Raw genomic sequence first — 5,148 nt, 5'->3', positions numbered from 1 at the left:
GCCGCCGCTGGCGCCCGCGGCGCTCCGCCGGGCGGTGCTAGGCGGGTGAGTCGAGCGGCTTCGCGGCGCGCCGCCGGGTCGTCGCGTAGAGAGCGACGATGATGCCGACGAACAACAGGACGCCGACCGGCCCCTGCCAACCTGTGGCTTCCGTCACGGCCAGCGTTTCGGGATTGTCGGTCGCGGCGACGATGCCGGCATAGGCGACGTTGAACAGGCTGTCGCCGACGATCAGGCCGGTCGCGCCAAGCACCCCCATCCGTTCGGCGAAGCCGGGGTCCGCTTGCCGCTCCGCCCAGCGGTTGTAGACGTGCCCGAGCACCGCGCCGACGACGATCAGCGCCGTCACCGCGACCGGCAGGTAAATGCCCATCCCGACGCCGAGCGGCGGGAGCATGCCGCGCTTGCTCCGCCGCAGCGCTTCGTCGACGATCACCGCCACGACACCGATCGCCGCACCGAGGCCGATCAGGTTCCAGTCGAGCGTGCCGCCGAGCACCCCCTGGGCGATCGCCGAAATCAGCGCGGCCTGCGGGGCGGCGAGGGCGTCCGGCCCGGCTCCGGGCGCGCCGACGAAGCCGAACGTGCCGTTCAGAAGGTCGAGGACCGGCGGAATCACGACGGCGCCGAACAGCACGCCGAAGATGAGCGAAAGCTGCTGGCGCCACGGGGTCGCGCCGACGATCTGGCCGGTCTTGAGGTCCTGGAGGTTGTCGTTCGAGATCGTGGCCACGCCGAAAACGACCGAAGTGACGAACAAGGCGAAGGCCACGAGCGATTTCGTCGCGTCCGCGTCGGCGCCCGGGAACAGCAGCGCCAGGATGATGGCAATGCCGAGCACGGAGAGAATGCCCACGCCCGAGATGGGGCTGTTGGAGGCACCGATGAGCCCGGCCATGTAGCCGCACACGGCCGCGATCACGACGCCGGCAATGAGGATGTAGACGATGCTCAGCGCGAGCGTCGCTCCGGGTTGCGCGGCGATCGGGTTCGTGGTCGCGAAGGCATTGAGAAGAAAGCCGATCGGAAGCATCGAAAGCAGGATCACGCCGCCGACGATGGTGATCGGCATGTCGCGTTCCGTGATGTCGAGCGAGGCATTGCCGTCAGCGCGGCGGGCGCGGTTCGCCGCAAGCGCGGCGACGATCCCGCGGAAGATCGGGCCGATCACCTTGAGCAGGGTCCAGATGGCGGCGACGCCGATCGTGCCGGCACCCACAAAGCGCACCTTTTCGGTGAATGCGGTGCCGACGAAATCGGCGAGCGCGATGCCCGCCGGCGGGCCGCCCGCGGTATAGATGGGCAGCAGCACGATGAACCCGACGATGATCCCGGCCAGCATCGACAGGCCGACGGCCAGCCCGACGAGGTGACCGACCCCCACATAGGCGAGCGACAGGCCGGCCGAGAGCGTGGTCGCGCCGGAGCCGATCCGGAACGTTCCGGTCGCAGCCTCGGCGACGAGCTTCATCTTGGCCAGCAGCGGATAGGCGGCCGAGACCAGCGCACCGAAAATCATCGCGGCCAGCCCGCGGCGGTTCTCCTCGGGCCCGCCGACGCCGGCGCCGACCTTGAGCACTTCGGCGGCAGCGACGCCTTCGGGGTAGGGAAGGTCGGAACCGGTGACCAGCGCGCGGCGCAGCGGGACCGAGTACATCACCCCGAGGATGCCGCCGATCGCGATGACCGCGACGGAAAGCCAATACGGGAAGCCGGTCCACCAGCCGACCATCACCAGGCCGGGAAGGACGAACACGATCGCCGACAAGGTGCCGGCCGACGACGCGATCGTCTGGACGATGTTGTTTTCCTGGATCGTCGAATCGCGGAAGCCTCTGAGCACGGCCATCGAGATTACCGCGGCGGGGATCGAGGTCGCGAAGGTCAATCCGGCGCGAAGCCCGAGATAGACGTTCGCGGCAGTGAACAGCACCGTGATCAGCGCTCCGAGCACGATTCCGCGGAGCGTCAGCTCCTTGATCTTACCGTCCGCGCGGAGCGACTCTTCGCGTGCCATCTATTCCCCTTTTAGATTGCCGCACTGGCCGGCGGGCGCCGGGGTCGAGTGACGCCGGATGGCGAGCCAGCGGTCGCCATCCTTGACCCAGACGTCGGTCAGGAGGACGCAATCCTCGATCGCGCGGCCGAGATATTTGAGCTTCCAGCGGGCATGAACGGTGCCGATCATCACGTCGTCGAGCGCGGTCGCGTCGCGAACGTCGAATTCGATCGTGTCGACCTGGCGGCGCTGGATCGCGTCGAGCCATTCGTCGCGGCTCATCATGAACGGCCCCGTCGAACGCGTCCCGATGAGCACGAAATCCGGGTGCATCAGGGAGCGCAGCCGCTGGAGGTCCTTGCTGCACAGCGCATCGCGCCACTCGCGCTCGAGACCGGCGATCACGTCACAATTGTCGGCCACGCCTACTCCTCTTCCTGGCGCCTCTTTAAAGCTGATCGCGAACAATGCGAATCCTCTCCTAGCGCCGCATCAGCCCGCCGAGGATGCCGCGAAGCAGGCGACTGCCGATCTGGCGGATCACGGGCGTGCCGTTGGCCTTGTTCGTCGGGTGGGCGTCCGCCTGCTCCTCACCGGCCGCATGCTCGGCCTCTTCGCTCCCAGTCGGCTCGCGTTGCGTGTCTTCCGGGGCGGTAATCTGCTGAGTTCGCTTCGACAGCGACTCCTTGAAATAGAGGCCCTCGCGTCCGCCGTGCAGATAAGGGCCCTTGGGACCGGTCCCCACCCGTAGCCCCGTTACCCCGACCGACGCGCCAATTCCCGATTTGGAAAGATTAATCCTGAGCGGGCCGAGCCTCAGGCTTTTCCTCAGATACCAGCCCACAGCCACCTCCTGCTGACGAACGCTCTCGTATCAAGCTTGATCATGATAGGAAGGTCGGTCACTTCTGATGCAGGCACATGGATATGGGGGAATCTGAGCATGTCCGACAATAGACCCAACGATGACGTCGACGTCACCAAGGAATGGCGTGCTACGCAAGGTCAGAAGTCTGCTGCGACGCGCCTTCGAATTTTTGCGGCAGTTTCGTGGGTCATCGCCATCGGTGCAGAGATCGCCGGCGTCGTCCTGCTCTATCGGCACAAGTTCGATCATGGAAACCTTCCGCTTCTGATCGGGATTCTAGTTGGAATCGCGATCTTTGCGATCGTCGGCAGCCTGCTGTGGAAGGCGGCCAACAAGCATGATCCGGCCCGCGAATCCGACAGCGCCAAGTTCTTTTTCCAGAACCAGCTGGGCGCGATCATCACAGTCATCGCCTTTCTGCCGCTCATCGTCCTGATCTTCATGGACAAGGACATGGATCCCAAGAACAAGAAGATCGCGGGCGGACTAGGTGTGGTTCTCGCTGTGATCGCCACCCTGATCGGGGTGAGCTGGAATCCGCCGTCGGTCGAGCAATATACCCAGGACATGAACCAATGCGCTGACCAGATCAAAACGGGTCAACCGACAACGGCTTGTTCGCCCGAGGTCGCGGAGCAAGCGAAAGACATCGCCAGAGATTCCAAGACCGTTGCCGATGCGACGAAGGACGCGGCCCATCCGGCGGGCCAGGACGTCGTTTACTGGATCGCTCCCGAGAACGGCGCGAAGAAATCTTCGACGCCTCACGTATTCCATATCTGCGGAGGCGTGAGCCCGCTTCGCGGCAAGACGGTGAATTCAGGTTCGGTGACGGAAGCGTACGCCGAGAACGCCACCCGGATCACGAAGCAAATTCCGATGGAGCAGAAGCAGTGCGGCTTCGCTGGCGCGAAAGAGGCGGAGAGCGTAGGCTCGACAGCGGGATAGCAGCCGACGCGAAGGCTATCAGCTCGAGCGCAAGCGGTCTGCCGCAGCGGCTACTTGTTGGCGATCTCCACGGCGACGAACGCTTCGGGCGAGTTGCCGCGCTTGACCAGCAGGAGCACGCTCGTGCGGCCCGCCTTGCGCGCTCCTTCGGTGCCGGCGATCACCTGCGCCGGCTGCGTCACCGGCTGGTTGTTCACCGACAGGATGAGGTCGCCGCGCTGGAGGCCCTGCTCGGCGGCGTCGGAGTTCGGGTCGACGGCAGTGATGATCACGCCCCGCGCGGTGGACGGCAGGTTGGCCGACTTCGCGAGCTCGGGCGTGAGCGGGGCGAGCGACAGCCCAAGCGCTTTCTGAGGCGCGACCTCGGTGGTGCCGCTGTCATCCTGGGTCGTGGAACCGCCGCCCGCGATCTTTTGCAACGCGTCTTCGGTGGGGCGGTCGGCGAGCGTGACATAGACCGTGCCGCGCTTGTGCTGGCGGATGATCTCGATCGGGATCTTCGAACCGACCTTGCTGTTGGCGATGAGGAAGGACACGGTTTGCTCGGGCGTGACGTCCTTGCCGTCCACCTTCACGATCACGTCGCCTTGCTGGATTCCGGCGCGCGCGGCGGGGCCGTTGGGCACAACCGTGCGGACGACCTCGCCGCTGTCTTTCGGCAAGCCAAAGCCGGCGGCCAGATTCTCGTCGAGCTGCTGCAGCCCCACGCCGAGATAGCCGCGCTGCGGGCGCTGGCCCTTCATCAGAGCGTCGATGACGGGGCGCGCCAGTTCAGCGGGGATCGCGAGCCCTATCCCGACCGACGCGCCGTTGGGCGAGATCAACGCGGAGTTGATTCCGATGACATTGCCGTTGAGGTCGAACATCGGCCCGCCGCTGTTGCCCATGTTGATGGCGGCGTCGGTCTGGATGTAGCGGTCGTAGGCGCCAACGCCGGTGATCCCGCGATGGAGCGCGGAAATGATCCCGGCGGTGACGGTGCTGCCGACTCCATAGGGGTCACCGATGGCGATCACCCAGTCGCCGACGCGCGCCTTCGTACTGTCGCCCCACTGGACGAATGGCAGGTTCTTGCCGTCGATCTTGAGCACGGCGAGATCGGACGTCTCGTCGCGCCCGACGATCCGCGCGGCATATTCCTTGCCGTTGGTCATCGTGACGGTGACGGTGTCGACGGTGCCGGTCCCGGTCAGGCCCTGAATCAGGTGATTGTTGGTGACGATGTAGCCGTCGGGCGAGACGAGGAACCCGGAGCCGAGCGAGCCCGCTTCGCGGGTTCGCGGCTGGGCGCCGCCGGTGCCGGGCTGCGCGCCCTGTCCGCCCTGGCTGCCGG

The 5,148-nt window shown here is 65.9% G+C and carries 5 protein-coding genes; 1 reads left to right on the top strand and 4 read right to left on the bottom strand.

Annotated features, from left to right (window positions below; genetic code table 11):
* Positions 1 to 37: 37 nt before the first annotated feature.
* From GH737_RS12740 to GH737_RS12730, 3 genes are read right to left on the bottom strand one after another with little or no spacing between them, the layout of a single operon-like run.
* On the bottom strand, positions 38 to 2,017 hold the full coding sequence (locus GH737_RS12740; RefSeq protein ID WP_155265179.1) for an OPT family oligopeptide transporter: 1,980 nt from the start codon (positions 2,015 to 2,017) through the stop codon (positions 38 to 40).
* A complete protein-coding gene (locus GH737_RS12735; RefSeq protein WP_196233163.1) occupies positions 2,018 to 2,422 on the bottom strand; it encodes a nuclear transport factor 2 family protein in 405 nt (134 codons plus the stop codon).
* A 58-nt stretch (positions 2,423 to 2,480) separates the two neighbouring features.
* The gene (locus GH737_RS12730; RefSeq protein ID WP_155265177.1) at positions 2,481 to 2,843 is read right to left on the bottom strand and encodes a DUF4236 domain-containing protein; all 363 of its coding nucleotides are present in this window, start codon (positions 2,841 to 2,843) and stop codon (positions 2,481 to 2,483) included.
* A 36-nt stretch (positions 2,844 to 2,879) separates the two neighbouring features.
* On the opposite strand from GH737_RS12730, the gene GH737_RS12725 reads away from it, so the two are divergent.
* On the top strand, positions 2,880 to 3,815 hold the full coding sequence (locus tag GH737_RS12725; protein ID WP_230558802.1) for an SLC5/6 family protein: 936 nt from the start codon (positions 2,880 to 2,882) through the stop codon (positions 3,813 to 3,815).
* A 50-nt stretch (positions 3,816 to 3,865) separates the two neighbouring features.
* On the opposite strand, the gene GH737_RS12720 is transcribed toward GH737_RS12725, so the two are convergent.
* On the bottom strand, positions 3,866 to 5,148 hold a 1,283-nt coding region (locus tag GH737_RS12720), incomplete at its 5' end, for a trypsin-like peptidase domain-containing protein (RefSeq protein WP_155265176.1).

This window comes from Sphingomonas segetis, from assembly GCF_009720245.1.
GTDB classification, from domain to species: domain Bacteria; phylum Pseudomonadota; class Alphaproteobacteria; order Sphingomonadales; family Sphingomonadaceae; genus Sphingomicrobium; species Sphingomicrobium segetis.
This window is presented reverse-complemented; position numbering and strand designations above follow the sequence as displayed.